Genomic DNA, 25,904 nt, shown 5'->3' on the forward strand with positions numbered 1-25,904 from the left:
ACGAAGAAGACGAAGAAGACGAAGAAGACGAAGAAGACGAAGAAGACGAAGAAGACGAAGAAGACGAAGAAGACGAAGAAGACGAAGAAGACGAAGACGAGGAAGAAGAAGAGTAATCTTCCGAACCCACTTTTTTCGGCGCGGCGGCTCCCGGAAGGGAGCCGCCGTTTTCGTTTGCGTCGTCCGCCCCCGCCGTAGCGAGCGTGATCATGCGGCTACGGCCTGAGCCCTTCGAGGATTCGGGATTGCGCCAGGCTGACAGTCGAGGAAAAACAGGACCCGGCCGCACGGGTGTCAGGTCCTGTCACTTAACCCTGGCGGCTGCAAAGCCGACACATTCGGGCGACGGCTCCGGACGAACCCGTCCTCGGTCGCTCTCTTTCAACTTCGGCCGGCATCCCGCCGGCGTAGGGGGACTACACAGATGAAGACCAAACTGTTCATGGCGGCCTCCGCTGTCGCCATCCTGTTCGCGACAGCGGCCTCGGCCCAGGAATCCGCTTCTTTCCAACTGGTCAACGACAGCGAGCACGAGCTGATCACGCTCCAGACCAGCGGCTCGAACGACCCCAGCTGGGGAGACGATGTGCTGGAAGGCACTGCCGGTCCGGGCGCGACCATCACCGTCAACATTCCCGAGCTTGAGGAATGCGAATACGACGTGAGGGCCACCTACGACGACGGCGACAGCGAGACCCTGTGGAACATCGACCTCTGTGAGGCCGACACGCTCGAGTTCGAAGACGACGACGCCGACGAGCCGGATCCTGAAGGCGACGAAGACGAAGAAGACGAAGAAGACGAAGAAGAAGACGAAGAAGACGAAGAAGACGAAGAAGACGAAGAAGACGAAGAAGACGAAGAAGAAGACGAGGAAGACGAGGAATACGAAGAAGACGAGGAAGACGAAGAAGACGAAGATTACGACGACGACGAAGAAGAAGAAGACGAAGATTACGACGACGAGGAAGAAGAGGAAGAGGACGAGGAAGAAGAAGAGTAATCTTCCGACCCACCTTTTTGCGACGCGGCGGCTCCCGGACGGGGGCCGCCGTTTTCGTTTGCGCCGCCCGGATTCCGTGGCGTGTCGGCGCGGCTCGGGGTAACCTCAGGTCAGGAGGATCCTGAATGACCTATTTCGCTGTGGTGCTGCTGGTTTTCGCAGTCATCTTCGTGTTCAGCATCGTCAAGATCGTGCCCCAGGGGCGGGAACTGACGGTCGAGCGGTTCGGCAAATACACCAAGACCCTGAAGCCCGGCATCAGCATCCTGATCCCGTTCGTGGAGCGGATCGGCCGGCGGATGAACATGATGGAGCAGGTCCTGGACGTGCCCCAGCAGGAGGTCATCACCAAGGACAACGCCATGGTAAAGGTCGACGCCATTGTCTTCATCCAGGTCATGGATGCGCCCAGCGCCGCCTACCGGGTCGAGAACCTGCCCTATGCGATCACCCAGCTGTGCTCGACCAATCTGCGCACCGTGGTGGGCTCGATGGATCTGGATGAGGTCCTGTTCCAGCGGGATAACATCAACTCGCGTCTGCTGACCGTCATCGACGCCGCCACCGAGCCGTGGGGCGTCAAGGTCAACCGGATCGAGATCAAGGACCTGACCCCGCCGGTCGACATCACCAACGCCATGGCTCGCCAGATGAAGGCCGAGCGGGAACGCCGGGCTGTCATCACCGAGGCAGAAGGCGAGAAACAGGCCGCCATCGCCCGCGCCGAGGGCGCGAAACAGGCGGCGATCCTCGAGTCCGAGGGTCGCAAGGAGGCCGCCTTCCGCGACGCCGAGGCGCGCGAGCGGGCCGCCGAGGCCGAGGCCAAGGCCACCGCCATGGTGTCGGAAGCGATCGCGCGCGGCGACGTCAATGCGATCAACTATTTCGTCGCCCAGAAATATGTCGAGGCCTTCGCCGAACTGGCCCGCAACCCGACCGCCAAGACCGTCATCGTGCCGGCCGAGATGAGCGGCCTGGTGGGGACCATCGCAGGCATTGGCGAACTGGTCGGCCTGGCGCGCAACCAGCAACAGACGGCGCGCCCGGCGCCGGCCGCGCCGACCCGGTCGGCCCGGGGCGGCGGCGCCGTACCGCCGACCGAGTGACGGAGGACTGACCTATGAACGCGGTTCTGGACATCTATGCCTCACAACCGTTCTGGATCTGGCTGGCTGTGGGCGTGCTGCTGCTGGCCGTCGAGGCGGCCCTGGCGACCGAATGGCTGTTGTGGCCTGCGGTCGCCGCCGGCGTGGTCGCCGTTCTGACGGCGCTGGGTCTGCGCATGGGCCTGGCCGTCGAGGTCGGGCTGTTCGCGGCCCTGACCGTCCTGGCGACCGCCCTGTCGCGACGGCTGATCCAGAAGGTGAATCCCGCCGACCATCCGGACATCAATGACCGTGATCTCCGCCTCGTCGGACAGCGGGCGCGGGTCGTTCAGGCCTTTGTCGAGGGCAGGGGACGGGTGTTCGTCTCCGGAGCCGAATGGGTCGCCCTGATCGACGGCGACGCTCCGCCCGTGGGCGGCAGCGTCGTGGTGGACCGTCTGGAAGGCCCGTCTCTGAAGGTGCGGCGCGAGGCCTGAGCGGTCAGCCGATACCGGCGACTGCGCCAACCTCGTCGCGACAGGCGCTCGAAGCGGCGTTGAGCTGATCCGTTTCCTCGCCCGCGAGCCGCTGAAGCGCCGCGATGTCCTGGGCGGTGATGACCCCGGCGTCCAGCACCTCGACCTGCTTGTTGTAAAGCGCCACCCGCTTCTCGCTGGCGGCGTAGGCGGCGTCGCTGATCTCGTCGGGGAAGACCATCGTCATCTGCAGATACTGCTGGTAGATCGACGTCGAGACGGCGTCGCCGGCCTCCAGGCGGGCGGTGATCTCGGCGCGGACGTCGTCGTCGATCGGTCCCTCGTACAGGGCCGCGGCCTTCTCGCTGTCGGACGAGGCGCGGGCGGTCAGTTCGCTGAACTGCAGGCAGGTCGCCAGCTGGGTTTCAAAGATCTTCTGCCGCGCCGCCGTGCGCGACACGTCCAGCGCCTGGACGGCGGTGAACATCGAGGCCGCGGCGACGATCATCGCAGAGATGGCCGAGACCGACGCGATCGTGCCCTCGACGGAGACCCGCTGGGTCTTGCCCGGAGTTCCATTGTCGATCGGATCGGTTTCGGGGGGAATCGGGGTCAGATCGGTCATACTTGAACCTGAGCCCATCCCGGGCGATGCGGCAAGGTGCCGACCTGCGTTCGTCGGAACCCGTCAGGCCGAGGCGGCGCGCATCCGCTCGATGCCGAGGTTGGCGAGCTGGTCCGCACGTTCGTTCAGCGCGTGTCCGGCGTGGCCCTTGACCCAGTGCCATTTCACCTCATGACGGGCCCGGGCGATGTCGAGCCGCTTCCAGAGGTCGTCGTTCTTGACCGGCTTCTTGTCCGCCGTCTTCCAGCCACGGGCCTTCCAGCCGTGGATCCAGCCCGTGATTCCGTCCATCACATATTTGCTGTCGGTATGCAGGTCGATCGTGCAGGGCCGGGTCAGGGCCTCGAGCGCCATGATGGCGGCGGTCAGTTCCATGCGGTTGTTGGTCGTGAGAAGTTCGCCGCCGCACAGTTCCTTGGTCTTGCCGGCCGCCTGCAGGATCGCGCCCCAGCCGCCAGGGCCAGGATTGCCCTTGCAGGCGCCGTCGGTGTGGATTGTGACGTGACTCATTCGCGCGGACTTACAGCTTCCCTTGGCGCGTCGCCATCCGCTGGACTATAGGAGCCGTATGTTTGACGCGGGCCGCATTCGGCCCGTTCGAGGAGACCGTTCCGTGGGCAGCTTCAGCATCTGGCATTGGGCCATCGTCATCGTCGTCGTCGCCCTGCTGTTCGGCGGCAAGGGCAAGATTTCGGGCCTGATGGGCGACGCCGCCAAGGGCATCAAGGCCTTCAAGGAGGGTCTGAAGGACGAAGACAAGAAGGACGGCCCGTCCGACGGCGTCTCGAGCCTGCCGCGCACCGACGCGGAAAAGGAAGAGCTGAAGCGCTAGTCCCGGAGCGGATGAGAGCCTGACGCATGGGCGGCCTCGGCCCCGGGATCGGGGGCCTCGAATATCTCGTGATCGGCATTGTGGCGCTCGTGGTCGTCGGACCCGAGCGGCTGCCTGGAATGCTGCGCCAGCTCGGCAAGATGGTCGCCAGGGCGCGCGGCATGGCCAACGAGTTCCGCGCCAGCTTCGACGAAATGGCGCGTCAGTCCGAGCTCGACGAGCTGCGCAAGGAGGTCCAGGCCCTGCGGGATGGTCAGGGATCGGTGGGGCAGGGGATGGTTCGTCTCGGCGACGAGGCCAACGCCGCCTTCAAGGACATCAAGGCCGAGCTGGAAGCGCCCGCCTATGTCGAGCCGCCGCCGCGCGCGGTGATGCTGGACCAGCCGGAGTTCCCGGAGCCGGCGACATCGCCTCCGGTCGTGCCTGAAGCCCCGGCCAAGGCCCGCAAGCCCCGCGCAACCACGGCCAAGGCCGCGGCCGCTCCAGAGAAGACGCCGCGCACGAAGCCGGCCGCCAGGCCCGCCGCGCCGAAGGCTGTAAAGCCGCGCGCGCTGCGCAATTCCAAGCTTGATCTATGACCGACCGCGACGAAGCCGAGATCGAGGCGTCGCGTGCGCCGTTGATGGATCACCTGGTCGAGCTGCGGGGGCGGCTTGTGACCTGTGTCGTGGCCTTCGGCCTGGCCTTCATCCTCTGCTTCTTCTTCGCCGGGCCGATCTATGTGTTTCTGGTCAAGCCGTTCGCGGCCGCCAGCGCCCTGCATGCCAATATGGTCGGGCACAGCGTCTCGCCGGTCGACCTGATCCTGGTCACAGCGGGCATCCATCCGATGCCGCACACGACCAATGAGGCGGCGCAGCTGATCTATACGGCCCCGCTGGAAATCCTGTTCACCAAGATGAAGCTGGCCGGTTTCGGGGCCGTCTTCCTGGCCTTCCCGGTGCTGGCCTTTCAGCTGTACCGGTTCGTCGCGCCGGGCCTGTACCGGAACGAGAAGGGGGCCTTCTTGCCCTTCCTCGTGGCCTCGCCGCTGTTGTTCCTGCTCGGGGCGGCGCTGGTCTATTTCGTGATGCTGCCGTTCGTCATGTGGTTCTCCCTGAGCCAGCAGATCAGCTCGGAGACGGTGGCCGTCGCCCTGCTGCCCAAGGTGTCGGAGTATCTGAACCTGGTGACCGCCCTGGTGCTGGCCTTCGGCCTCTGCTTCCAGCTGCCGGTCGTGATGACCCTGCTGGGTCTGGCCGGGCTGATCACCTCGAAGTTCATGAGCGAGGGCCGCCGCTACGCCATCGTCGGCGTCGTGGTTCTGGCCGCCATCGTCACGCCGCCGGACCCCATCAGCCAGCTGATGCTCGCCGTGCCCCTGTGCATCCTCTACGAGATCTCGATCTGGTGCGTGCGGCTGATCGAGCTGCGCCGCAAGACGGACGAGGACGCGGAGGGGCTGGCGCCGGCCTAGCCGGGCGGCTGCCGCTAGGCCGTCTGTGACTTTGGCTTCAGTTCTTATTGGGCATTGGTGGTCCAAGCCCTGAAAGTCTCCAGGAGCGAACGGAGTGTCAGGGGACCGCCTGCGCCATGAAACGTGTTGTTCTCCGTCCAACACGTCCACCAGTCCGTCTCGTGTTCGCGATCTTGCCAGACCCGGTCGAGGGTCCTTCCGTCGCAATCCGTTCCTGCAAGTTCGATCTTGATCGACCACCCGGGATTGTCGATTGTCCCGATGGATGGGCCGAAGTCATGCTCCCAGTCGCCATCGCACTGAGCTTCATACCAAAGTGCCAGCCAGTCCAGAACGTCCATAAGGCAGAGCCTATCGGACTGGGCTGATATGAAAAGCATCGTCCACTAGAAGAAGTCAGAACCAGTCCGCACCAGTCCCCAACATTGAACCAAAAAGCCCCGGACGGCGGACCGTCCGGGGCTCTTTTTATCCGCCGATCGGATCGATCAGCAGCTGTAGTACATGTCGAATTCGACCGGGTGCGGATGGAGGGCCAGGCGCATGACCTCTTCCATCTTCAGCTCGATGTAGCTGTCGATGAAGTCGTCATCCATGACGCCGCCCTTCTTGAGGAAGGCGCGGTCCTTGTCGAGATTCTCGAGCGCTTCCTTCAGGCTGCCGCAGACCTCGGGGATCGAGCCGCGCTCTTCCGGCGGCAGGTCGTAGAGGTTCTTGTCGGCGGGACCGCCCGGATCGATCTGGTTCTCGATCCCGTCGAGGCCGGCCATGAGCAGGGCCACGAAGGTCAGATAGGGGTTGCCCATCGGATCGGGGAAGCGGGCTTCCAGGCGCTTGGCCTTGGGCGAGGTCGTGTGCGGGATACGGATCGAGGCCGAACGGTTGCGGGCCGAATAGGCCAGTTTCACCGGGGCTTCATAGCCGGGCACCAGACGCTTGTAGGAGTTGGTGGTCGAGTTGGCGAAGGCGTTGATGGCCTTGGCGTGCTTGATGATGCCGCCGATGTACCACAGACACTGCTGCGACAGGCCGGCGTACTTGTCGCCGGCGAACTGGGGCTTGCCGTCCTTCCAGATCGACATGTGGACGTGCATGCCCGAGCCGTTGTCGGCGAACATGGGCTTGGCCATGAAGGTGGCCGACTTGCCGTAGGCCGCGGCCACGTTGTGGATCACGTACTTATAGAGCTGAAGCCGGTCGGCCATGGTCAGCAGGTCGGAGAACTTCAGGCCCAGCTCGTGCTGGGCGGGGGCGACCTCGTGGTGGTGCTTCTCGGGGTTGAGGCCCAGATCGCGCATGACGCCCAGCATCTCGCCGCGCAGGTCCTGGCCCGAATCGACCGGATTGACGGGGAAGTAGCCGCCCTTGGGTCCAGGGCGGTGGCCCATATTGCCCTCGGTGTATTCCGAACCCGTGTTGGCCGGCAGCTCGATCGAGTCATAGCTGTAGCCGGTGTTGTGCGGGGCGGTGTTCCAGCGCACGTCGTCGAAGATGAAGAACTCGGCTTCCGGGCCGAAATAGACCACGTCGCCCACGCCCGAGGACTGGACGTAGCTCAGGGCCTTCTTGGCCATCGAGCGGCTGTCGCGGTTGTAGGGTTCGCCCGTGTCCGGGTTCATGACGTCGCAGAACAGGAACAGGGTCGTCTGCTGGTAGAAGGGGTCGATATAGGCGTTGGCCAGGTCAGGCTTCAGCAGCATGTCGCTTTCGTTGATCGCCTTCCAGCCGGCGATGGACGACCCGTCGAACATCGTGCCCTCTTCGAGGAACTCCTCGTCGACGAGGTCGATGTCGAAGGTGACGTGCTGCAGGCGACCCTTGGTGTCGGTGAAGCGGACGTCGACGTATTTCACGTCCTTGTCCTTGATCTCCTGCAGGATTTTCTTGGCGGCGCTCATAGTCGATGATCCTTCTTCGTTTCTTCTGGGGAGGAAGTTTATTGCGGAGTTCGGCTCAGACGGCCTGGGCTCCGGTTTCGCCGGTGCGGATGCGGATGACGTCGATCACGTCGGAGACGAAGATCTTGCCGTCACCGATCTTTCCGGTGCGAGCGGCGGTCTGGATGGCCTCGACCACGGCCGGGTAGAGGTCGTCGGCGACCACCACCTCGATCTTGATCTTGGGCAGGAAGTCGATGACGTACTCGGCGCCGCGGTAGAGTTCGGAGTGACCCTTCTGACGGCCGTACCCCTTGGCCTCCAGCACAGTCATGCCCTGCACTCCGATGTCCTGGAGCGCTTCCTTAACGTCGTCGAGCTTGAACGGCTTGATGACGGCTTCGATCTTCTTCATGGGCGACCCCGAGGCGGCATCAGGTGGGCCAGACGCTCGGGAACCAAAGGGACATCGCATCGCAGCATAAGGCAAGGGGCGATTTGCATTTTCGTCACGGAAGCGCGTTGAAAGAAGCATGAGCGAAACCAGCGAGCCGACCCTGTGGCGCGACCGCCTGCCGTGGCCCGGCCCCGATGCGCACAAGCATCAGCGCGGACGGCTGGGCGTCGTGTCGGGCGGGATGCTCAACACCGGGGCGGCGCGTCTGGCGGCGCGGGCGGGTCTGAGGGTCGGGGCCGGGCTGGTGCGAATCCTGTGCCCGCCGGACGCCGGACCCGTGATCGCCGGCGCTGTGGAGGCGGTGATGGTCTCCGACTTCGAGAGCCCCGAAGCACTGGCGGCGCTGGCCGCATCGCTGGATTGCGTCGTGATCGGGCCGGCGGCGGGACTGACCGAGGCGACGGCCGCGAACCTGAAGGCGCTCGCCGGGACCGGTGCGTCCCTGGTCGTTGATGCGGATGCGCTGACGCTGTTCAAGGGCAGGGCGGGCGAGCTCTTCGGAGTACTGGACGGTCGGGATGTGATCACGCCGCATGAGGGCGAGTTCGAACGGCTGTTCCCGGGCCTGCTGGCCGGAGGGCGGGAGGCGGCGGCCGTCGAGGCCGCACGGCTGATCGGAGCCCTGGTGGTGCTGAAGGGTCGCGAGACCCTCATCGCCGCACCAGACGGCCGATTGAGGATCAACCGGAACGGCTCGCCCTGGCTGGCGACGGCCGGCAGCGGCGACGTCCTGGCCGGCCTGATCGGCGGGTTGATCGCCCAGAAGATGGATGCCTTCGACGCCGCCTCGGCGGCGGTGTGGATGCACGCGGACGCAGGCGGACGGTTCGGGCCCGGTCTGACTGCAGAAGATCTGCCGGGACTCATTGCCGCTGTGCTTCGTGATCTCCGATGACGCCGGTTGCCTCGCCGCGCCCTGTCGCCTAGGTCCGGGGGGTGAGCCTTGAATCCCTTCCCGCTGAGGTCGCCGCCGGCGACGTGACCGCCTATCGCAGGGCCCTTGGCGCCTTCGCGACCGGGGTCTGCGTCGTGACGGCCGACAGCGCCCTCGGGCCGCTGGGGATCACGATCAACTCGTTCACGTCCGTCTCGCTGACGCCACGACTGGTGCTCTGGTGCCTGGACGAGCGGTCGGAGCGCTGGACCGCCTTCTGCGAGGCCGAGCGCTTCTCGATCCATGTGCTTGATGCCCAGTCGGAGGCCCTGGCGCGGCGCTTCGCCAGGGGCATCGGCCTGATGGAGCCGCACGAGTTCCAGCGGGTCGGCGATGCGCCGCCGAGGCTGGGCGCGGCGGCCGCACGGTTCGACTGCAAGACCCACGACCGGGTGCAGATGGGCGACCATATGATGATCATCGGCGAGGTCGCGGGCTTCGAATCCTCCGACGCCGCCGCCCTGACGTATTTCCGCGGTCGTTATGGCGTGGCCGGGGGGGCGCAGGCATGAGGATCGGTTTCGCCGGACTGGGCGTCATGGGCGGGCCTATGGCGCGTCATCTGGTCAAGGCCGGGAGCGAGGTCGCGGGCTATAACCGGTCGCCGGACAAGGCGCGCGCCTGGGCCGAGGTCGAGGGCGGGCGGTTCGCGGCGTCCGTGGCCGAGGCGGCCGAGGGGGCGGACCTGTTCGTCCTCTGCGTCGGCAACGACGACGACGTGCGTCAGGTGGTCGGCGAGGCCCTGCCGGCCCTCAAGGCGGGCGCCGTGATCGTGGATCATACGACGACCTCCGCCAGGGTGGCGCGCGAGATGTCGGCGCTGTGCGCCGCGCAGGGCGTCGCCTTCATCGACGCCCCGGTCTCCGGCGGCCAGGCCGGGGCCGAGAACGGCCAGCTCAGCGTCATGGCGGGTGGCGACGCCGGGGCTCTGGAGACCGTGCGGCCGGCGGTCATGGCCTATTCCAAGGCGATCCAGCACATGGGGCCCTCGGGCTCCGGCCAGCTGACAAAGATGGTCAACCAGATCGCCATCGCCGGCGTGGTCCAGGGCCTGGCCGAGGCGGTCCATTTCGCCCAGGTCGCGGGGCTGGACACCGACGCCGCCTATGACGCCGTGTCCAAGGGCGCGGCCCAGTCCTGGCAGATGGACAACCGCTGGAAGACAGCGGCAAGGGGCGAGTTCGAGTTTGGCTTCGCCGTCGACTGGATGCGCAAGGACCTGGGGCTGGTGCTGGACGAGGCCCGGGCCAACGGGGCGCGTCTGTCGCTGACGGCCCTGGTCGACCAGTTCTATGCCGAGGTTCAGGCCATGGGCGGAAACCGCTGGGATACGTCGAGCCTGAAGGCGCGGCTCAAGTCCTGATCCGGCCTGGCCTGGACTCAGAAAATCTGAGTGCACAGAGTCCATTTCCCTGAGAAGAAGCGCGTAAGGCCCGGATTTTGAAGCGATAACTGCGCGTGATGGTTTTGCACCCCGGGTGCAAGGCGTCCGAATGGTGTCGAGCCGTCCGTCGGCGGGATGTCAAAGACCGGAGTTCATCATAGCATGGCCGCGAGGGGCGCCTGTGATAGCGTCTCCAGAGTCACAAATGCCCCGTGATTTCAGCGTCCTGATCGGCGTCGAAATGCGCATCCGGGGCGGTGGGGAGTGAAGACGGCCATGCGTATCGCGGCGATGCTGCTGTTTCTCCTTGTCTGCTGTGGTCAGGCGCACGCCCGGACTCCCCAGACCTTGACGCCGGTCGAGGGCGACGTCGCGATCGGCGACCTGCCGATGGCGCGCGGATCCGCCCTGACGAACGCCCGCATGCACTACCGGACGCTCGGTGAGCCCCGGCGCGACGCGACCGGCCGGGTGACCAATGCGGTCCTGCTGCTGCATGGAACGGGCGGGACGGGGGCGACCTTCCTGTCTCCCCAGTTCGCAGGCGAACTGTTCGGTCCGGGCCAGCCTCTGGATGTGACGCGCTACTACGTCATCATGCCGGACAATCTGGGTCACGGGGCCTCGTCGAAACCGAGCGACGGCCTGCGGGCCCGGTTCCCGGAGTACGGCTATACCGAGATGGTCGAGGCCCAGCGGCGGATGCTCGTCGACGGCCTGGGCGTCGATCGGCTGCGGCTCATCTTCGGCACCTCGATGGGCTGTATGCACGCCTTCGTCTGGGGCACGACCCATCCGGACTTCGCCGACGCCCTGATGCCCATGGCCTGCCAGCCTACCGCGATCGCGGGGCGAAACCGGTTGTGGCGGGCGATGCTGCAGGACGCGATCCGGGCCGATCCGGCCTGGGCCGGCGGGGACTATGTCGAACAGCCGGTGCTCGGCCTGAGGACCGCTGTGGACATGCTGCTGCTGGCCGGATCGGCGACCGTGCCGATGCAGGCGCAACTGCCGACGCGGGATGCGACAGACGCCTGGCTGGTCGATCAGATCGGGCGGCGGCTTCCGGCGCTGGACGCCAACGACCTGTGGTACGCGGTCAATGCGTCCCGGGACTATGATCCGTCGGCGGGGCTGGAGCGGATCACCGCCCCGGTGACCTGGATCAATTCGGCGGACGATTTCATCAATCCTCCGGAACTGGGCCTGTCGGAACAGTTCGCGCCGCGCATCGCCAACGGCGTCTATCGGCTGATCTCGATCAGTCCGGACGGGAAGGGACACGGGACCCACACCTGGGCGCGGTTCTGGAAGGACGATCTGGTCGCCCTGATGGCGAGGTCCGCGCCGTGAGCGCCGCCCCCGAGAAGGGCCGTTCGAAACCGGCCGATCCCCTGGCCGACCGGCCTCTGTGGGGCCTGTGGCGAGAGCTGATGGCGCTGTATCCGCTGTGGCGGTCGGTCCTCAGCGCCATGAACCCCCGCAGTGCCTTTCGCCGGGAGAACTCCTATTTCTGGTTCGACGTGATTCGCGGTCTTCGATCCATGTCGTCGAGCCTTCGGGTGGCGCAGCGGCTGGAGTCGGTGGGAGACGGCGACCTCGACGGACTGATCGCGCTGGCGGAGGTGAACAGCCGGCGGCAGGAGCATTTCTTCCGCACCCTGGTTCTGTCCTATGTGACCGTGCCCTTCACCATCGGGGCGATCTGGGCCCAGTTGATGCCCGGACAGCTGCTCTCGCTGGTGAAGGAGCCGGACCTTGCCCCGGTCTGGGGCGGTACGATCGCGGGTCTGGCCGCGGCCCTGGCAGTCCGGTTCATCGCCGACTGGCGCGCCCGGTCGTTCCTGGCTCTGTTGCAGATGGCGCGCATCGAACGCAGCGCGGCGGCGCTCACGGCGTCTCCCGCCACGCCGGCAGGATCACGTTCCCCGGCTCCGGCATCCGGCCGCGCATGACGCCTTCGCCTCCGGTCGGAAAGGGAGGCGCGGTCACTGTCCTGGTCGCGGTCAGGCTTCGCCGACCGGCCAGCCGGCGGCCCTGAGTTCGGCGACCTTGGAGCGGGCGACCGGAGCCTCCAGGCCTGAGACCAGCTTCAGGCGCAGGTTTCTCCCGTCCTGGACGACGCCCTGCACCGCCTCGCGGGCGACCCACCAGGAGCGATGGACCTGCATGCCGTCGATGCCGCCGACCTGGGTGATGGCGGTGCGCAGGGGCGTCAGGACGAGCACCGACCCCCTGGGCGTATGGAGACGGACATAGTGGTCCTCCATCTGCAGGCAGAGGAGGTCTCTCCCGAGCCGGGAAGGGAGCCGATCGAGGATTCGCGCCTCGCCCTTGGGTGAGGCCGAAGGCTCGCGAGGTCGACCCTGCGCCACCCGGGCATGGGTTGCGACATAGGCCGTGAGGCAGACCAGTTCGATCAACAGGGTCTGTCCCAGCCACTCCATCAGGCCGACACGCTCCCGGATGCCCGGCCAGAAGCCCATGGCGAAGACACGGGCAAACAGACCGAGCGGGGCCGTTATGACCACAGCTGTGACCGGAACCCAGACCCATGCGGAGACGCGTCGCCGTCGGGCGATCGGCCAGATCCACCGCACCGATGCGCTGATGACCACGCCGCTGACCAGGCAGAGGGTCGTCCAGTAGGCGACGCGCACCGGCAGGCCGTCGTTGAAGAAACTCCCGAAAGGCCCGACCGCGCCGAGGATCGCCCCGACCAAGGCCCAGGCGACAAGGTCGATCGCCCAGGCGCGCGGCGTGTCCATCGACCGGGTCATTCCCTCGTTCATGGCGCGACTATACCGACGCTGACTGCGAGCGGAACCGTTCGCCGTCCCGCGAACCCGTTCGCCCGTTCGCGAAGGCGGGCTGGCGGCGGCGACCGGGCGGCGGGCAGGAGGGGACATCCAACCCGGAGACCCAAATGCAAACCCCAGCGTCCCTCCCGCGCCTTCTGTGTGCCCTGTTCGCCTTCATCCTGATCGGAGCGCTGCCCGATGCGGCGAGCGCCCAGTCCGATGCGCCTGACGAGATCATCCAGTTCTCAGGCCCGGGCGGCGAGACGATCGAGGGCGGCGTCTGGCTGCCGGACGGCGCGGGCGATGGCACGCTCCGACCGCTCGTGGTCATCTCGCATGGCAACAGCGGCTGGTACCGCGGGCATTCCGACACGGCCGAGGCCCTGACCCGGGCCGGCTTCGTCGTCGCGGCCCTGACCCATCCCGGAGATAACTTCCGCGACCCGAGCCGGGGGCTTCGGCTGACCGGACGGGCACCGCAACTGAGCGCCCTGATCGACTATATGACAGGGACATGGACCGGGCCGGTGGAGATCGACGACGCGCGGATCGGTGCGTTCGGCTTCTCGGCGGGGGGCTTCACGGTGACCTCGATCATCGGCGGGGTTTCGGACGCCGGTGCGATCCAGGCGCATTGCGCCGCCGAACCCCAGGTGTTCGCCTGCCGGCTGATTGCGATGTTTGGCGGGCTCGATCTGGCGAACTGGCGACCCGAGACCCACGATGCGCGCGTCAAGGCGGCGGTCATCGCCGCGCCGGCGCTCGGCCTGTCGTTCACCGACGCGAGTCTGGCCAGCGTCACCGTCCCTGTGCAGCTGTGGCAAGCCGCCGACGACCAGATCCTGCCGTCGCCCTGGAATGCCGAACCCGTGCGCGACCGGCTGGGCGGGACCGTCGACTATCACCGCGTCGAGAACGCGGGCCACTACGACTTCCTGACCCCCTGCGCGCCGGAGATGAGGGCGGCGATGCCCGAGCTGTGCACGTCGGCGCCCGGCTTCGACCGCGCGGCGTTCAAGGTCGCGTTCAACGTGGAGGTGGTGCGGTTCTTCCGTGAGGCTCTCGGTGAGCCCTAGGGCGTGATCCGGAACGCATAGGAGAAGTCCCTCGACTGGCCCTGAACGCTGACGTTGCGGATCGAGACGTCGTAGGTGACACCCGGCTGGAGGCTCCCGGCGGCGAACTGCAAACTGTTCGGCAGGCCGTAGGCGTTGTTGTCGAAAGACACGCGGCCGACCTCCACCGTGGCGCCGCCTCTCTGGCGCACCAGGACCTCGGCGTCGGAGTAGTCGACCTGTTCGCTCGCCGTCTTGTCGCGGAGATCGACGAGCACGCTGAAAGAGAGCAGGGCACGGGGGTCCCAGAATTGGGACGGATAGTCGCCGAACGGATAGGCGATGAAGCCGCCCTCAACGGGCTCGGGCACCACGCGGTTGCTGCCGATGATCCGCAGCGCGGCGCCGTCCGTGCGCCGGCCGTCGGGCAGGAGGCCGGCGACGCGGCCAAAGCTGATCGTGGCGAGGAAGGGATCCAGCAGCCAGCGCCGGTGTCCGATGCTGCCCGGATTCATGTGGCGGACGTCGGTCATCCAGCCCGTGACCATCTCGTCCATCGAGACGAAGATCAGCCGCTCTGACGCAAGGCCGCCGAAGATGTTGCTCAGCCGCGCGCCCGTGGCGGCGTCCTCGGTAAAGCAGCGCCACCAGCTGCCCGGATAGTGCGACAGACTGCCGTTGGCGGCGAAGACCAGGGCGGCGGCCGTGGCGGTGTCCTCGGTCGCCGGGTCGTAGGTCACCGGGGCGAGACCGTGCAGGGCCCGGACCGCATTGACCCTGGCGGTCAGGGTCGAGATCACCTCGGGCCGCAGACGACCCGGGCGGCACTGGTCGATATCGGGTGCCTCGGCATAGAGGGCGGCGGCGCGGGCGGCGAAGTCAGGGTTGCGATCCTGGGCGACGGCGGGGGCGGCCAGACAGGCGGTCGCCAGCGGCAGGGCGACGAAGAGGCGCATCAGAAGGTCTATTCCCGCCAGGCCTGGAGGATCACGATCCTCGGCTCCAGCATCTGGCCGCGCATGAAGCCTTCGCCCTCGGTCGGGGAGGTGGGCGCCGCGAGGATGGCGCGGACGACCTCCATGCCCTGGACCACGCGGCCGAAGACCGCGAACCCGTCGGGATCGACCGAGAACGAGCGACCGGCGTCATAGGAGAGGGTCGGTCCCACCGAGACGAAGAAGTCGCCCGTGGCGGTGCCCGGCGCATAGCGGGCCATTGAGACCGCGCCGTCGAGATGGCTGAGACCCGTCTGCGTCGTCGGCTCGTGGGCGATGGGCGGCAGGACCCGCTCGGGGTCGTTGTTCACCCCGCCCTGGACCAGGCCCGTGCCGGGGCCGGACTGCATGGCGCGATAGAAGGTGGCGCCGTCGAAACGGCGCTCGTCGACATACTTCAGGAAGTTGGCGGCCGTGATCGGGGCCTTTGCCGTCTCGACCTCGATGACGATGCGGCCGGCCGAGGTCTCCATCTGCACGCGGGGCAGGGCGGGCGCCGGCGCGGCGGCGTCCTGCGCCAGGGTGGGCGTGGCCAGACTGGCGGCGAGGGCGGACAAGAGAAGGGCGCGTCTCAGCATGTCTTTGAGACTAGAAGGGCCATGCGCAGAAGTCGACGCGCCAAGCTACAGACGGCGGCTCTCGAGCCCGAAATACCTGTCGGTCGACGTGCGTCCATCCCGGTCTTCGACGAAGGTCTCAAACCACTGACCAAGTTGCCGATCGGTCCCAAACTTCGCCGTTGCCGCCTTGAATGACCAAGGCTCAACGCCGTGCTTGACGCATAGCTCGTCAAAGGCTGTTCGATAGAGCTGGACGGCTTCGACCAGTGAAGCCGAAGCGACCCCTGCGACAACCCGCCCGGTCAAAAAATCGACGGTTATGGTTCCTTCGGTCGAACGACCGGCTTCGCCAAAGATGTCGATCCCGTAGACGCCGATCATGAAGCCCATTCCGCTGGCGAGTGAGTCCGCCGCGTTGTGGACAATGCTTGTCAGCGCCTTGAATTTCATCCGCCCAGAAGTCTCGCCGCCTGGGGCGCGAAATAGCTGAGGACCCCGGCGCAGCCTGCGCGCTTGAACCCATGCAGGGTCTCGAGGATGGCGCGGTCCTGGTCGAGCCAGCCGTTGGCGATGGAGGCCTGCATCATCGAATACTCGCCCGAGACCTGGTAGGCGAAGGTCGGGATCCTGAAGGTCTCGGAGACGCGCCGGACGATGTCCAGATAGGGCATGCCCGGCTTGACCATGACCATGTCGGCGCCTTCCGAGATGTCCATGGCGACCTCTTTCAGGGCCTCGTCAGAGTTGGCGTAGTCCATCTGATAGGTCTTCTTGTCGCCGATCAGCATCTTCGCCGAGCCCACAGCGTCGCGGTAGGGACCGTAGAAGGCCGAGGCGAACTTGGCCGCGTAGGACAGGATCAGGGTGTCGTGGAAGCCGTTGGCTTCCAGCGCCTCACGGATGGCCTGGACCCGGCCATCCATCATATCCGAAGGCGCGACGACGTCGGCGCCGGCGTGGGCCTGGATGAAGGCCTGTTCGGCGAGACGCTCCAGCGAAGCGTCGTTGACGATCCGGCCGTCCTCGACGACGCCGTCGTGGCCGTGGTCGGTGTAGCAGTCGAGCGCCACGTCGCACATGACGCCGATCTCGGGCGCGGCGTCCTTGATGGCCTTGATACAGTCGGGGATCAGGCCGTCGGGATCGGTCGCGCCGCTGCCGATCGCGTCCTTGGTCGCCGCGTCGACATTGGGGAAGAGGGCGACCATCGGGATGCCGAGGTCGCGGGCCTCTATCGCCGCCGCCGCTGCGGCTTTGGGCGACAGGCGGAAGACGCCGGGCATGGAGGGCACCGGGACGCGGTCCTCGGCGCCGTCGTGGACGATCAGGGGCCAGATCAGGTCGGACGGCGTCAGGGTCGTCTCGGCCACGAGGCGGCGCACCCAGGGCTGGCTGCGCAGGCGGCGGGGACGGGCCATGGGGAAGGCGGCGGGCAGGAAGGGGAGGGTCATGGGCGCTGCTTACCTTCCTTCTCCCATTGCGAGAAGGATGCGGATAGAAGCCCAAAGAAAACGATCGTTCGGGAGACACCATGGATTTCGCCCTCACCGAGGACCAGCGCGCCATTCAGGACGCGGCGCGCGCCTTCGCCGATGCGGAGCTGGCACCCCATTCGGCCGAGTGGGACGAGACCAAACATTTCCCGGTCGATGTGATGCGCCGGGCGGCGGAGACCGGGTTCGCGGCGATCTATGCCTCGGAAGACCACGGCGGGATGGCGCTCGGACGGGTCGAGGCGGCGGTGATCTTCGAGGAGCTGGCGCGGGGCGACGTGTCGACGGCGGCCTTTATCTCGATCCACAATATGGCGACCTGGATGATCGACCGGTTCGGGTCGGAGGATCTGCGGGCGCGCTATGGACCGCGTCTGGCGACGATGGAGCTGATCGCGAGTTACTGCCTGACCGAGCCTGGCTCGGGGTCGGATGCGGCCGGCATGCGAACGAGCGCGACGCGGGACGGCGACGACTATGTGTTGAACGGCTCCAAGGCCTTCATCTCCGGTGCGGGGACATCCGATCTCTATGTCGTGATGGCGCGGACGGGCGAGCCGGGGCCGAAGGGGATCAGCGCCTTCGTGGTCGAGAAAGGGACGCCGGGGCTCAGCTTCGGGGCGCAGGAGAAGAAGATGGGCTGGAACTCCCAGCCCACGGCCATCGTCCAGTTCGACGACTGTCGCGTGTCGGCGACCAACCTGCTGGGCCAGGAGGGCGACGGCTTCCGCTATGCGATGATGGGGCTGGACGGCGGACGGCTGAACATCGCGGCCTGTTCGCTGGGCGGGGCGCGGCTGGCGCTGGAGACGGCCCAGGCCTACGTCGCGACACGCAAGCAGTTCGGCAAGGCCCTGGCCGAGTTCCAGAACACCCAGTTCAAACTGGCCGATATGGCGACCGCGCTGGAGGCCGCGCGGCTGATGGTGCTGCGCGGGGCCTGGGCGCTGGACACCAACCATCCCGAGAAGACCAAATGGTGCGCCATGGCCAAGCGGATGGCCACCGACGCCTGTTTCGAGATCGCCGACGAGGCCCTGCAGCTTCACGGCGGCTACGGCTATCTGAAGGACTATCCGCTGGAGCGGATCGTGCGGGACCTGCGGGTGCACCGCATCCTGGAAGGCACGAACGAGATCATGCGGGTGATCACCGCGCGCGAAATGATGCGGCAATGAGCGAAGCGGAAGTTCTGACCCGGATCGAGGGATCGGTCGGGCGCATCACCCTGAACCGGCCCAAGGCGCTGCATGCGCTGAACCTGGGCATGTGCGAGATCATGACGGCGGCGCTGCTGGCGTGGCGGGATGACGGTCAGGTGACCTCGGTGCTGATCGACCATGCGGGCGAGCGCGGGTTCTGCGCCGGGGGTGACATCCGGATGATCGCGGAGAGCGGGGCGACCGATGCGGTGGAGGCCAGGGCCTTCTTCCATGCGGAGTATCGACTGAACCATCTGATGTTCGAATACCCCAAGCCGATCACGGTGATCGTGGACGGGATCGTCATGGGCGGCGGGGTCGGAATTTCCGAGCCGGCCGACGTGCGGATCGCGACCGAGCGGACGACCTACGCCATGCCGGAGACGGGGATCGGCCTGTTCCCGGACGTCGGCGGGGGCTGGTTCCTGCCGAGGCTGCCGGGCGAGACCGGGACCTGGCTGGCGTTGACCGGGGCGCGGCTGAAGGCGGCGGATACGGTGGCCCTGGGGATCCATACCCATTTCGTGGCGTCCGAGGGCGTGGAAGCACTGAAGGCGGAGCTGTTGGCCCAAGGGGCTGACGCGGTTGCGGGTCACGCGACGGAGGCCGGGCCCGCGCCGCTGGCGCCGTATCGCGACGCCGTCGACCGGTTGTTCGCCTTCGACACGGTGGAGGCCATCTTCGCCGCGCTCGAGGCCGACGGGTCTGACTGGGCCCTGGCGCAGCTGGCGACGCTGAAGACCAAGTCGCCGCAGTCGCTGAAGGTCACCTTGCGCCAGCTGAAGGCGGGCCGGGCGATGACCGATTTTGCCGAGGTGATGGCGATGGAGTACCGGCTGGGCGGGCGTGTGGTGCGGACCCACGACTTCCAGGAGGGGGTGCGCGCGGTCATCGTCGACAAGGACAATGCGCCGAAATGGTCGCCGGCGACGCTGGAGGGGGTGACCGAGGCCCACCTCGACGCCCTGTTCGCGCCCCTGCCCGCCGACGAGGAATGGGCACCGCTGGACTGATGGCCTGCATCCTGTGACGCTTTCGTGCGTATGTTGGCTCAACCGCTGTTCGAGGATCGTCCCATGCTGAAATCGTCGCTGTTGATCGTGGCTTCCACGATCGCCCTGTCCGCCTGCGCGCCGATGATGTCGGGGGAGACGCCGGCCGATCCGGCGGAGCGTGCCTCGGCGGTCGTCAATGACTACGCCCTGGCCATCGCCGATCCCCTGAGGCCCGCCGGCGAGGTCGCTCGCGATCCCCTGAGGAAGCCGGCCGAGATGCTGGCCTTTGCACAGATCGACGGCGGCGAACGGATCGCCGACGTGCGACCGGAGGAGGGCTATTTCAGCCGCCTGTTCGCCCGCGCCGTGGGTCCCGAAGGCCGGGTCTATGCCTATGTGCCGAACCAGACCGCGGCGCGCGAGAACGCCTTCGGCGACACCCTGGCGACCGACTATCCAAATGTGACCCGGCTGACCGGGGCGCTGGAGGAGTTCGCCATCCCCGAGCCGCTGGACGTGGTCTTCATGGGCCAGGAATACCATGACTTCGTCATCGACCGGTTCAACGTCGATGTGGCGGCGATGAATGCGGCGGTGTTCCGGGCGCTGAAGCCCGGCGGCCTCTATGTCATCCTGGATCATCAGGCGGCGGCGGGGGCGGGGACCTCGGTCGTCGGCACCCTGCACCGGATCGAGGGCTCGGCGCTGAGGGCGCAGGTCGAGGCCGCCGGCTTCATCTTCGACGGGGAGACCAATGCCGTGCGGAACCCGGAGGACGACCACAGCCTGTCGGTCTTCGACGAGGCGATCCGCGGACGTTCCGACCAGTTCGTCTACCGGTTCCGCAAGCCCGGCTGACGGCGTTCGCCCGACGCGCTAGACTGGCCTCGCGCCATCAGAGCGCACGGGAGAGAAGCATGCGCCGTTCCTTGATCCTGGCCGTTTCGGCCGCCGTCGTGATCGCCGCCGGAGGGTTCGCGCCCGCGCCACAGGATGCCGGCGCCTACGCCGCCGTTCTGGCGGGGTCCGATCGTCCCGAGGCCGACACGGCCCGGGACGCCGCGCGCAAGACCGCCGAGACCCTGGCCTTCGCCGAGGTTTCGCCGGGCGAGACGATCGGCGACATGATCATCGGAGGCGGCTATTTCACCCGCGTCTTCGCCAGCGTGGTGGGCGATGAGGGCCAGGTCATCGCCTGGCAACCGGCAGAGTTCATCGCCTTCCAGGCCAGCTATGGCGAGGCGCTTGCGGCGGCCGATGCCCTGGACAATGTCACCGGAATCCGTTCGCCCATCGGCGCGCCCGAGTTTCCGGCCGGGATGGACCTGATCTTCACGGCCCAGAACTATCACGACCTGCACCTGCAGCCCTTCCCGGAGGATACGGCGGCGAAGGTCAATGCGGCGGTCTTTGCTGCGCTGAAGCCGGGCGGCCTCTATGTGATCATCGACCATGCCGCGACCGCCGGCGCGGGCATCGGCGTGGCGAACACCCTGCACCGGATCGACATCGCCGACGTCAAGCGTGAGGTCGAGGCGGCGGGCTTCGTGCTGGACGGCGAGAGCGGCATCCTGCTGAACGCCGAAGACCCTCTGACGGCCAACGTTTTCGATCCGTCGATCCGGGGGCGCACGAGCCAGTTCATGCTGCGCTTCCGCAAACCGGCCTGACGGTCTAACCCGGAAGAAAATCGCTTCCGGGAGAGACTCAGCCATGACCAGGATCGCCTTCATTGGCCTCGGCAATATGGGCGGTGGCATGGCCGCCAACCAGGCGAAGGCCGGCCATGCGGTCGCCGCCTTCGACCTGTCGGCCGCGGCCCTGGACCGGGCTAAGGGCGCGGGCTGCACCCCGGTCGCCTCGGTGGCCGAGGCCGTGCGCGACGCGGAGGTGGTCATCACCATGCTGCCGGCCGGGCCGCATGTGCTGAAGGTCTATTCGGAGCAGATCATAGGCGTGGCGCCGTCCTCGGCCCTGCTGCTCGACTGTTCGACCATCGATGTGGACACGGCGCGGAAGGTCGCGGACCTCGCGAAGGCGGCGGGCTACGCCTTCGCCGACGCCCCGGTGTCGGGCGGGACGATGGCGGCGGACGCCGGGACCCTGGCCTTCATGGTCGGCTGCGACGAGGCGGACTTCGCCCGGATCGAGGCGGCGCTGGAACCCATGAGCCGGGCGACCTTCCGCGCCGGCGACCATGGGGCCGGGCAGGCGGCCAAGATCTGTAACAACATGATCCTCGGCATCACCATGCTGGGCACCTGCGAGGCGATCGCCCTGGCCGAGAAGCTGGGGCTGGACCCGGTGAAGTTCTTCGACATCGCGGCCAAGTCGTCGGGCCAGAGCTGGTCGGTCACGACCTACTATCCGTGGCCCGGCCCGGTGCCGACCGCGCCGTCCAACCGCAACTATGACGGCGGCTTCGCCACGGCGATGATGCTGAAGGATCTGAAGCTGGCCCAGGATGCGGCGGCCAAGGCGGGTGCCTCGACGCCGCTGGGAGCCCAGTCCGAGGCCCTGTTCCAGCTGTTCGACCGCCTCGGTTACGGCGGCAGGGACTTCTCGGGCATCCTGCAGATGCTGCGCGGAAAGCTGGACGAATTGCCCAGGTCTTGATCCATCGCAAAGCGGCGCATGTCTGTTCCCGCGATGATCGCGCATGCGCACGAACGAAACTGAGAACCGTTATCAATTAGAAGGTTGCGACTATTTTGCAGCCGCTGGCGATAGACTTTCCCGGACCCGGAGCGCAAATACCGGCCGATCCAGAGAGACCATGCGAGTATCAGGGTTGTTCGACTACACCGCCGCATTCAAGTCCGCCGTCGACCAGGTGAAGGATGAGGGACGTTATCGCGTCTTCGCCGACCTGAAGCGGGTGCGCGGTCAATTCCCGAAGGCGGTGCGTCGTCGTGAGGACGGATCCGAGCAGGACGTCATCATCTGGTGTTCGAACGACTATCTCGGCATGGGCCAGCATCCGGTCGTGCTCGAGGCCATGCAGGCCGAGCTCGACGCCGTGGGCGCCGGCGCCGGGGGCACGCGCAACATTTCGGGCACCACGCGGTCGGCGGTCGATCTGGAGGCCGAACTGGCGTCCTGGCACCAGAAGGAAGCCTCACTGCTGTTCACCTCGGGCTATGTGGCCAATGAGGCGACACTGACGACGCTGCAGCGCATCCTGCCGGGCCTGATCATCTTCTCCGACAGCCTGAACCACGCCTCCATGATCGCCGGCATCCGCAACGGCGGCTGCGAGCGTCACGTCTTCCTGCACAACGACCTGACGCATCTGGAAGAGCTGCTGGCCGCAGCCCCAGCCGATGCGCCCAAGCTGATCGCGTTCGAGAGCGTCTATTCCATGGACGGCGACATCGCCGACCTGGCCGGAACGATCGCCCTGGCGAAGAAGTACAACGCCCTGACCTATCTCGACGAGGTCCATGCCGTGGGCCTGTACGGCGCGACCGGCGCCGGCGTGGCCGAGCGTGACGGGGTTCTGGACGGCATCGACATCGTCGAATGCACCCTCGGCAAGGCCATCGGCGTCATGGGCGGGTATATCGCCGCCGATGCGGTGATCGTGGACGCGGTCCGCAGCTGGGCCTCGGGCTTCATCTTCACGACCTCGCTGCCGCCGGCCCTGACCGCCGGCGCCCTGGCCTCGGTGCGTCACCTGAAGACCCATCCGGAACTGCGCGACGCCCATCAGGAGCGGGCCCAGACCCTGAAGGACCGTTTCGCGGCCGCCGGCATCCCGGTGATGCCCAGCGAAAGCCATATCGTCCCGGTCTTCGTGGGCGATCCCGTCCACACCAAGATGATCTCGGACATGCTGCTGGAAGAGTTCGGCGTCTACGTCCAGCCGATCAACTATCCGACCGTGCCCAAGGGCACCGAGCGCCTCCGCTTCACCCCCTCGCCGAACCACGACGACGGGATGATGGATGCCCTGGTCAGCGCGATGGATCGGCTGTGGACCCACTGCCGCATCGCCCGGATGCCGGTCGCCGCCTGATGAGCGAAGGTCTCGGCGAGGTCATCGTCGAGGCGATCCGCAACGGGACCTATCTGAAGATCACGGCCATCCATGTGGCGACGGGGCAGGAGGCCACGGCGGTCGGGCCTGCGCACGAACCCAAGGCGGTCGAGCGTCTCGCCATTGCCAAGCTGAAGCGGCTTCTCGACGCGTCCTGACACAAGATGTTGTGGTCGGCGGGCGCGGGGACTAGACAGTCCGCCTCCCATTCCGTCAGCCCGGACCTGCCCGTGACCGCTCCCTTCATCCACGACGCCTATTTCTCCAAGGGTCTGGCCGAGGCCGATCCGGACGTGTTCGGCGCGATCCGGAGCGAACTGCATCGCCAGCAGGAGCAGATCGAGCTGATCGCCTCCGAAAACATCGTCTCGAAGGCGGTGCTCGAGGCCCAGGGCTCGGTCCTGACCAACAAATACGCCGAGGGTTACCCTGGACGCCGCTACTACGGCGGCTGCGAATACGTCGACATCACCGAGGACCTGGCGCGCGAACGGGCCAAGGCACTGTTCGGCGCGGCCTTCGCCAACGTCCAGCCGCACTCGGGAGCCCAGGCCAACCAGGCGGTCTTCTTCGCCCTGCTGCAGCCCGGCGACACCTTCCTGGGGATGGATCTGGCCGCCGGCGGTCACCTGACCCACGGCTCGCCGGCCAACCAGTCGGGCAAGTGGTTCCGGCCCGTCACCTACAAGGTGACCGAGGACACCCATCTGATCGACTATGACCACGTCGCCGAGATGGCGCTCAAGGAACGGCCGAAACTGATCGTGGCCGGCGCCTCGGCCTACAGCCGTCATATCGACTTCGCCCGCTTCCGCGAGATCGCCGACAGCGTCGGGGCCTATCTGATGGTCGACATGGCCCACTATGCGGGTCTGGTGGCCGGTGGCGCCTATCCGAACCCGGTGCCGCACGCCCATGTGGTGACCACCACGACCCACAAGACCCTGCGCGGACCGCGCGGCGGGCTGATCCTTTCGAACGACGTCGAGCTGGGCAAAAAGATTAATTCGGCCGTCTTCCCGGGCCTGCAGGGCGGGCCGCTGGAACATGTCATCGCCGCCAAGGCCGTGGCCTTCGGCGAGGCGCTGAAGCCCGAGTTCAAACTCTATGCGAAACAGGTCGTGCTGAACGCCCAGGCCCTGGCCGGGGTGCTGGTCGAGCGCGGCCTGGCCATCGTCTCGGGCGGCACCGACAGCCACCTGATGCTGGTCGATCTGCGGCCCAAGGGCGTGACAGGCAAGGCGACCGAGCTGCAACTCGAACATGCCCTGATGACCTGCAACAAGAACGGCGTGCCGTTCGACACCGCGCCGTTCACGGTCACCTCGGGCGTTCGCCTGGGCACGCCGGCGGGCACGACCCGCGGGTTCGGCGAGGACGAGTTCAGGCAGATCGGCCACTGGATCGCTGACGTCGTCTCCTCGATGAACGGCGGCGACGAGGCCGATCCGGCCGTGGTCGCCGAGGTCGCCGGACAGGTGCGGGCCCTGACCTCTCGCTTCCCGATCTACGGATAGGTCGCCGAAATGAAGTGCCCCTTCTGCGGCAATATGGACAGCCAGGTGAAGGACAGCCGCCCGTCCGACGACGGCGCGGCCATCCGTCGCCGCCGGTCCTGTCCCAACTGCAACGGGCGCTTCACGACCTTCGAGCGAGTGCAGCTGCGCGAACTGGTGATCCTGAAGCGTAACGGGCGGCGCACGCCGTTCGACCGCGACAAGCTGGAGCGTTCACTGGCGATCGCCCTGCGGAAACGGCCGATCCAGCCCGAACAGGTCGAACAGCTGGTCAGCCGGATCGTGCGCCAGCTGGAGAGCCTGGGAGAGACCGAGATCCCGTCCAGCGTCGTCGGCGACTTCATCATGAAGGGGCTGAAGGGCGTCGATGAGGTCGCCTATGTCCGCTACGCCTCCGTCTACAAGGACTTCCGGGCGACCGGCGATTTCGCCCGCTTCCTCGGCGACGAGGGGCTGGACGACGATCAGGGTTCGTCGAGGAGCTGATGAGACCGCGGATCACCTGGAAGGTCGCCACGTCGCTGGACGGGCGGATCGGAACCTCGACCGGCGAAAGCCAGTGGATCACGGGCGCACAGGCGCGCGAGCAGGGTCACCGGCTCCGCGCAGCCCATGATGCTGTCCTGGTGGGGGTGGAGACGGTTCTCGCCGACGATCCCCGCCTGACCGTGCGTCTGCCCGAGGGCGAGACGGGCACCGACCCGCTGCGGGTGGTGCTCGACAGCCGGTTGCGGACGCCGTCGTTCGCCCGGCTGGCCCGGGCCGGCACCCTGATCCTGACGACACGGGACCCGATCGCGGTCGGCGAGGCGGAGGTCCTGAAGGTCAAGGGCGATGCCCAGGGCCGCCCGACCGTCGACGCCGTGCTGGAAACCCTGTGGGCACGCGGGGTGAAATCCCTGATGATCGAGGGCGGCGGACGGGTCGCGGCCTGTTTCGTGACAACCGGTGTGGTCGACGCCATCGAGTGGTTCCGGGCCCCGATCCTGCTGGGCGGTGACGGCCGTCCGGGCGTCGCGGCCCTGGCACTGGCCCGTCTGGCGCATGCGCCGAAGTACCGGCGCCTTGCGGCGGAGCCCATGGGTGACGACCTGTGGGAACGTTACGAGAAGGCTTGA

At 66.9% G+C, this 25,904-nt stretch carries 32 protein-coding genes; 22 read left to right on the forward strand and 10 right to left on the reverse strand.

The window, feature by feature from the left end; genetic code table 11:
• Positions 1-424 precede the first annotated feature (424 nt).
• The 3 genes from Q0044_RS12840 (at position 425) to Q0044_RS12850 (ending at position 2,585) form a co-directional block, all read left to right on the forward strand.
• Positions 425-1,003 (forward strand): hypothetical protein, encoded by a 579-nt coding sequence (locus Q0044_RS12840; protein WP_298162775.1) that lies wholly within the window; start codon positions 425-427, stop codon positions 1,001-1,003.
• A 125-nt stretch (positions 1,004-1,128) separates the two neighbouring features.
• The gene (locus Q0044_RS12845; RefSeq protein ID WP_298162776.1) at positions 1,129-2,109 is read left to right on the forward strand and encodes an SPFH domain-containing protein; all 981 of its coding nucleotides are present in this window, start codon (positions 1,129-1,131) and stop codon (positions 2,107-2,109) included.
• A 14-nt stretch (positions 2,110-2,123) separates the two neighbouring features.
• A complete protein-coding gene (locus tag Q0044_RS12850; RefSeq protein ID WP_298162777.1) occupies positions 2,124-2,585 on the forward strand; it encodes an NfeD family protein in 462 nt (153 codons plus the stop codon).
• Between the two features lie 4 nt (positions 2,586-2,589).
• Here Q0044_RS12850 and Q0044_RS12855 read toward each other — a convergent pair whose 3' ends face one another.
• Positions 2,590-3,189, reverse strand: coding sequence for a hypothetical protein (locus Q0044_RS12855; RefSeq protein ID WP_298162778.1), 600 nt, complete (start codon positions 3,187-3,189; stop codon positions 2,590-2,592).
• 63 nt (positions 3,190-3,252) lie between these two features.
• Positions 3,253-3,699 (reverse strand): ribonuclease HI, encoded by a 447-nt coding sequence (gene rnhA, locus Q0044_RS12860; protein WP_298162779.1) that lies wholly within the window; start codon positions 3,697-3,699, stop codon positions 3,253-3,255.
• A gap of 103 nt (positions 3,700-3,802) precedes the next feature.
• On the opposite strand from rnhA, the gene Q0044_RS12865 reads away from it, so the two are divergent.
• From Q0044_RS12865 to tatC, 3 genes are read left to right on the forward strand one after another with little or no spacing between them, the layout of a single operon-like run.
• The gene (locus tag Q0044_RS12865) at positions 3,803-4,021 is read left to right on the forward strand and encodes a twin-arginine translocase TatA/TatE family subunit (RefSeq protein WP_298162781.1); all 219 of its coding nucleotides are present in this window, start codon (positions 3,803-3,805) and stop codon (positions 4,019-4,021) included.
• A 26-nt stretch (positions 4,022-4,047) separates the two neighbouring features.
• Positions 4,048-4,599: a Sec-independent protein translocase protein TatB gene (tatB, locus tag Q0044_RS12870; protein WP_298162782.1), complete on the forward strand. Its 552-nt coding sequence runs from the start codon at positions 4,048-4,050 to the stop codon at positions 4,597-4,599.
• Positions 4,596-5,477, forward strand: coding sequence for a twin-arginine translocase subunit TatC (gene tatC, locus Q0044_RS12875; protein WP_298162783.1), 882 nt, complete (start codon positions 4,596-4,598; stop codon positions 5,475-5,477). The genes tatB and tatC overlap by 4 nt, the downstream gene beginning before the upstream one ends.
• A 44-nt stretch (positions 5,478-5,521) precedes the next feature.
• Here the strand turns inward: tatC and Q0044_RS12880 are convergent, their stop codons facing one another.
• The 3 genes from Q0044_RS12880 to Q0044_RS12890 all read right to left on the reverse strand — a co-directional run bounded on the left by Q0044_RS12880 (position 5,522) and on the right by Q0044_RS12890 (position 7,769).
• Positions 5,522-5,857, reverse strand: a complete 336-nt coding sequence (locus Q0044_RS12880) for an immunity 53 family protein (RefSeq protein ID WP_366941124.1) — start codon at positions 5,855-5,857, stop codon at positions 5,522-5,524.
• Positions 5,858-5,965: 108 nt separating this feature from the next.
• Entirely contained in the window at positions 5,966-7,375 is a 1,410-nt protein-coding gene (gene glnA / locus Q0044_RS12885) for a type I glutamate--ammonia ligase (RefSeq protein WP_298162785.1), read from the reverse strand.
• A gap of 55 nt (positions 7,376-7,430) precedes the next feature.
• Entirely contained in the window at positions 7,431-7,769 is a 339-nt protein-coding gene (locus Q0044_RS12890) for a P-II family nitrogen regulator (protein ID WP_271086072.1), read from the reverse strand.
• Between the two features lie 118 nt (positions 7,770-7,887).
• Between Q0044_RS12890 and Q0044_RS12895 the strand changes: the two genes are divergently transcribed.
• The 5 genes from Q0044_RS12895 (at position 7,888) to Q0044_RS12915 (ending at position 12,084) form a co-directional block, all read left to right on the forward strand.
• Positions 7,888-8,706, forward strand: coding sequence for an NAD(P)H-hydrate dehydratase (locus tag Q0044_RS12895; protein WP_298162786.1), 819 nt, complete (start codon positions 7,888-7,890; stop codon positions 8,704-8,706).
• A gap of 41 nt (positions 8,707-8,747) precedes the next feature.
• Positions 8,748-9,257 carry a flavin reductase family protein gene (locus Q0044_RS12900; RefSeq protein ID WP_298162787.1) on the forward strand — a complete coding sequence of 170 codons (510 nt, stop codon included), beginning with the start codon at positions 8,748-8,750 and terminating at the stop codon, positions 9,255-9,257.
• Positions 9,254-10,108: an NAD(P)-dependent oxidoreductase gene (locus tag Q0044_RS12905; RefSeq protein WP_298162788.1), complete on the forward strand. Its 855-nt coding sequence runs from the start codon at positions 9,254-9,256 to the stop codon at positions 10,106-10,108. The genes Q0044_RS12900 and Q0044_RS12905 overlap by 4 nt, the downstream gene beginning before the upstream one ends.
• A 297-nt stretch (positions 10,109-10,405) precedes the next feature.
• On the forward strand, positions 10,406-11,482 hold the full coding sequence (locus Q0044_RS12910; RefSeq protein WP_298162790.1) for an alpha/beta fold hydrolase: 1,077 nt from the start codon (positions 10,406-10,408) through the stop codon (positions 11,480-11,482).
• Positions 11,479-12,084, forward strand: a complete 606-nt coding sequence (locus Q0044_RS12915; RefSeq protein ID WP_298162792.1) for a hypothetical protein — start codon at positions 11,479-11,481, stop codon at positions 12,082-12,084. The genes Q0044_RS12910 and Q0044_RS12915 overlap by 4 nt, the downstream gene beginning before the upstream one ends.
• A gap of 51 nt (positions 12,085-12,135) precedes the next feature.
• On the opposite strand, the gene Q0044_RS12920 is transcribed toward Q0044_RS12915, so the two are convergent.
• Entirely contained in the window at positions 12,136-12,909 is a 774-nt protein-coding gene (locus tag Q0044_RS12920; RefSeq protein WP_298162794.1) for a LytTR family DNA-binding domain-containing protein, read from the reverse strand.
• Between the two features lie 146 nt (positions 12,910-13,055).
• On the opposite strand from Q0044_RS12920, the gene Q0044_RS12925 reads away from it, so the two are divergent.
• Positions 13,056-14,006 carry an alpha/beta hydrolase family protein gene (locus Q0044_RS12925; RefSeq protein WP_298162795.1) on the forward strand — a complete coding sequence of 317 codons (951 nt, stop codon included), beginning with the start codon at positions 13,056-13,058 and terminating at the stop codon, positions 14,004-14,006.
• On the opposite strand, the gene Q0044_RS12930 is transcribed toward Q0044_RS12925, so the two are convergent.
• From Q0044_RS12930 to hemB, 4 genes are read right to left on the reverse strand one after another with little or no spacing between them, the layout of a single operon-like run.
• Positions 14,003-14,941: a CAP domain-containing protein gene (locus Q0044_RS12930; protein ID WP_298162799.1), complete on the reverse strand. Its 939-nt coding sequence runs from the start codon at positions 14,939-14,941 to the stop codon at positions 14,003-14,005. The genes Q0044_RS12925 and Q0044_RS12930 overlap by 4 nt on opposite strands.
• 8 nt (positions 14,942-14,949) lie before the next feature.
• Entirely contained in the window at positions 14,950-15,558 is a 609-nt protein-coding gene (locus Q0044_RS12935) for a peptidylprolyl isomerase (RefSeq protein ID WP_298162800.1), read from the reverse strand.
• 45 nt (positions 15,559-15,603) lie between these two features.
• Complete coding sequence (locus tag Q0044_RS12940) at positions 15,604-15,990, reverse strand: hypothetical protein (RefSeq protein ID WP_298162801.1); 387 nt, start codon at positions 15,988-15,990, stop codon at positions 15,604-15,606.
• Positions 15,987-16,991, reverse strand: coding sequence for a porphobilinogen synthase (hemB, locus tag Q0044_RS12945; protein WP_298162802.1), 1,005 nt, complete (start codon positions 16,989-16,991; stop codon positions 15,987-15,989). Before hemB ends, Q0044_RS12940 begins: the two co-directional genes overlap by 4 nt.
• A gap of 80 nt (positions 16,992-17,071) precedes the next feature.
• Between hemB and Q0044_RS12950 the strand changes: the two genes are divergently transcribed.
• The 10 genes from Q0044_RS12950 (at position 17,072) to Q0044_RS12995 (ending at position 25,904) form a co-directional block, all read left to right on the forward strand.
• Positions 17,072-18,211: an isobutyryl-CoA dehydrogenase gene (locus Q0044_RS12950; protein WP_298162804.1), complete on the forward strand. Its 1,140-nt coding sequence runs from the start codon at positions 17,072-17,074 to the stop codon at positions 18,209-18,211.
• Complete coding sequence (locus tag Q0044_RS12955) at positions 18,208-19,248, forward strand: enoyl-CoA hydratase/isomerase family protein (RefSeq protein WP_298162806.1); 1,041 nt, start codon at positions 18,208-18,210, stop codon at positions 19,246-19,248. Before Q0044_RS12950 ends, Q0044_RS12955 begins: the two co-directional genes overlap by 4 nt.
• 63 nt (positions 19,249-19,311) lie before the next feature.
• On the forward strand, positions 19,312-20,088 hold the full coding sequence (locus Q0044_RS12960; protein ID WP_298162808.1) for a class I SAM-dependent methyltransferase: 777 nt from the start codon (positions 19,312-19,314) through the stop codon (positions 20,086-20,088).
• Between the two features lie 59 nt (positions 20,089-20,147).
• Positions 20,148-20,900, forward strand: coding sequence for a class I SAM-dependent methyltransferase (locus Q0044_RS12965; protein ID WP_298162809.1), 753 nt, complete (start codon positions 20,148-20,150; stop codon positions 20,898-20,900).
• A gap of 19 nt (positions 20,901-20,919) precedes the next feature.
• Positions 20,920-21,846 carry a 3-hydroxyisobutyrate dehydrogenase gene (mmsB, locus tag Q0044_RS12970; RefSeq protein WP_524536181.1) on the forward strand — a complete coding sequence of 309 codons (927 nt, stop codon included), beginning with the start codon at positions 20,920-20,922 and terminating at the stop codon, positions 21,844-21,846.
• Between the two features lie 160 nt (positions 21,847-22,006).
• Positions 22,007-23,248, forward strand: a complete 1,242-nt coding sequence (hemA, locus tag Q0044_RS12975; RefSeq protein ID WP_298162812.1) for a 5-aminolevulinate synthase — start codon at positions 22,007-22,009, stop codon at positions 23,246-23,248.
• Positions 23,248-23,427 carry a DUF6898 family protein gene (locus Q0044_RS12980; RefSeq protein ID WP_298162813.1) on the forward strand — a complete coding sequence of 60 codons (180 nt, stop codon included), beginning with the start codon at positions 23,248-23,250 and terminating at the stop codon, positions 23,425-23,427. Before hemA ends, Q0044_RS12980 begins: the two co-directional genes overlap by 1 nt.
• Before the next feature lie 87 nt (positions 23,428-23,514).
• The gene (gene glyA, locus Q0044_RS12985) at positions 23,515-24,786 is read left to right on the forward strand and encodes a serine hydroxymethyltransferase (protein ID WP_524536182.1); all 1,272 of its coding nucleotides are present in this window, start codon (positions 23,515-23,517) and stop codon (positions 24,784-24,786) included.
• A gap of 9 nt (positions 24,787-24,795) precedes the next feature.
• Positions 24,796-25,272 carry a transcriptional regulator NrdR gene (gene nrdR, locus Q0044_RS12990; protein WP_298162816.1) on the forward strand — a complete coding sequence of 159 codons (477 nt, stop codon included), beginning with the start codon at positions 24,796-24,798 and terminating at the stop codon, positions 25,270-25,272.
• A complete protein-coding gene (locus tag Q0044_RS12995) occupies positions 25,272-25,904 on the forward strand; it encodes a RibD family protein (RefSeq protein ID WP_298162817.1) in 633 nt (210 codons plus the stop codon). The genes nrdR and Q0044_RS12995 overlap by 1 nt, the downstream gene beginning before the upstream one ends.

Origin of the sequence: Brevundimonas sp. (assembly GCF_027484365.1) — a bacterium.
Taxonomy (GTDB): domain Bacteria; phylum Pseudomonadota; class Alphaproteobacteria; order Caulobacterales; family Caulobacteraceae; genus Brevundimonas.

Bases quoted from the DNA above. Each gene is read 5' to 3' on its own strand.
- Q0044_RS12840 (WP_298162775.1), top strand. From the start codon at position 425: ATGAAGACCAAACTGTTCATGGCGGCCTCCGCTGTCGCCATCCTGTTC.
- Q0044_RS12845 (WP_298162776.1), top strand. From the start codon at position 1,129: ATGACCTATTTCGCTGTGGTGCTGCTGGTTTTCGCAGTCATCTTCGTG.
- Q0044_RS12850 (WP_298162777.1), top strand. From the start codon at position 2,124: ATGAACGCGGTTCTGGACATCTATGCCTCACAACCGTTCTGGATCTGG.
- Q0044_RS12855 (WP_298162778.1), bottom strand. From the start codon at position 3,189: ATGACCGATCTGACCCCGATTCCCCCCGAAACCGATCCGATCGACAAT.
- rnhA (WP_298162779.1), bottom strand. From the start codon at position 3,699: ATGAGTCACGTCACAATCCACACCGACGGCGCCTGCAAGGGCAATCCT.
- tatB (WP_298162782.1), top strand. From the start codon at position 4,048: ATGGGCGGCCTCGGCCCCGGGATCGGGGGCCTCGAATATCTCGTGATC.
- tatC (WP_298162783.1), top strand. From the start codon at position 4,596: ATGACCGACCGCGACGAAGCCGAGATCGAGGCGTCGCGTGCGCCGTTG.
- Q0044_RS12880 (WP_366941124.1), bottom strand. From the start codon at position 5,857: ATGCTTTTCATATCAGCCCAGTCCGATAGGCTCTGCCTTATGGACGTT.
- glnA (WP_298162785.1), bottom strand. From the start codon at position 7,375: ATGAGCGCCGCCAAGAAAATCCTGCAGGAGATCAAGGACAAGGACGTG.
- Q0044_RS12890 (WP_271086072.1), bottom strand. From the start codon at position 7,769: ATGAAGAAGATCGAAGCCGTCATCAAGCCGTTCAAGCTCGACGACGTT.
- Q0044_RS12895 (WP_298162786.1), top strand. From the start codon at position 7,888: ATGAGCGAAACCAGCGAGCCGACCCTGTGGCGCGACCGCCTGCCGTGG.
- Q0044_RS12905 (WP_298162788.1), top strand. From the start codon at position 9,254: ATGAGGATCGGTTTCGCCGGACTGGGCGTCATGGGCGGGCCTATGGCG.
- Q0044_RS12910 (WP_298162790.1), top strand. From the start codon at position 10,406: ATGCGTATCGCGGCGATGCTGCTGTTTCTCCTTGTCTGCTGTGGTCAG.
- Q0044_RS12920 (WP_298162794.1), bottom strand. From the start codon at position 12,909: ATGACCCGGTCGATGGACACGCCGCGCGCCTGGGCGATCGACCTTGTC.
- Q0044_RS12925 (WP_298162795.1), top strand. From the start codon at position 13,056: ATGCAAACCCCAGCGTCCCTCCCGCGCCTTCTGTGTGCCCTGTTCGCC.
- Q0044_RS12930 (WP_298162799.1), bottom strand. From the start codon at position 14,941: ATGCGCCTCTTCGTCGCCCTGCCGCTGGCGACCGCCTGTCTGGCCGCC.
- Q0044_RS12935 (WP_298162800.1), bottom strand. From the start codon at position 15,558: ATGCTGAGACGCGCCCTTCTCTTGTCCGCCCTCGCCGCCAGTCTGGCC.
- Q0044_RS12940 (WP_298162801.1), bottom strand. From the start codon at position 15,990: ATGAAATTCAAGGCGCTGACAAGCATTGTCCACAACGCGGCGGACTCA.
- hemB (WP_298162802.1), bottom strand. From the start codon at position 16,991: ATGACCCTCCCCTTCCTGCCCGCCGCCTTCCCCATGGCCCGTCCCCGC.
- Q0044_RS12950 (WP_298162804.1), top strand. From the start codon at position 17,072: ATGGATTTCGCCCTCACCGAGGACCAGCGCGCCATTCAGGACGCGGCG.
- Q0044_RS12955 (WP_298162806.1), top strand. From the start codon at position 18,208: ATGAGCGAAGCGGAAGTTCTGACCCGGATCGAGGGATCGGTCGGGCGC.
- Q0044_RS12960 (WP_298162808.1), top strand. From the start codon at position 19,312: ATGCTGAAATCGTCGCTGTTGATCGTGGCTTCCACGATCGCCCTGTCC.
- Q0044_RS12965 (WP_298162809.1), top strand. From the start codon at position 20,148: ATGCGCCGTTCCTTGATCCTGGCCGTTTCGGCCGCCGTCGTGATCGCC.
- hemA (WP_298162812.1), top strand. From the start codon at position 22,007: ATGCGAGTATCAGGGTTGTTCGACTACACCGCCGCATTCAAGTCCGCC.
- Q0044_RS12980 (WP_298162813.1), top strand. From the start codon at position 23,248: ATGAGCGAAGGTCTCGGCGAGGTCATCGTCGAGGCGATCCGCAACGGG.
- nrdR (WP_298162816.1), top strand. From the start codon at position 24,796: ATGAAGTGCCCCTTCTGCGGCAATATGGACAGCCAGGTGAAGGACAGC.
- Q0044_RS12995 (WP_298162817.1), top strand. From the start codon at position 25,272: ATGAGACCGCGGATCACCTGGAAGGTCGCCACGTCGCTGGACGGGCGG.